The 303-nt window shown below is 61.1% G+C and carries 1 protein-coding gene; it reads right to left on the bottom strand.

The features are described 5' to 3' along the window. The coding region (locus CYJ76_RS12045; RefSeq protein WP_180802318.1) for a PLDc N-terminal domain-containing protein at positions 1-303 on the bottom strand (303 nt) is incomplete at both ends.

Below are 303 nucleotides of genomic sequence, written 5' to 3'. Positions count from 1 at the left end.
CAGGCACGTCGGGCTCGTCGGCGCTCATCGTGCGGATCAACTCATTCGCCTGGTTCTGGATGCGGTGGCGCCGCCGGTTGATCGCTGGCGATCCCATCAGCAGGAATAGGAAGATGCCAATGAAGGGGATCAGGAAGATGGCCAGTAGCCAGGCCATGGCGGACGTGGGGCGTCGTTCCTTAGGAACCCAGCCCAGCGCAAAGATCTTCAGCGCGTAGTCCAGAACGATCAGCGTGATCTGCCACCACTGCAGATCATCCGTGAACTCGCTGAACAGGCCGAGGAGGTCGGGGAAGGGCATAG

This window comes from Kytococcus schroeteri, assembly GCF_002847825.1.
Classification (GTDB): Bacteria; Actinomycetota; Actinomycetes; order Actinomycetales; family Dermatophilaceae; genus Kytococcus; species Kytococcus schroeteri.
The sequence above is the reverse complement of the archived record's forward strand: the minus strand, read 5'-3'. Positions and strand labels throughout refer to the sequence as shown.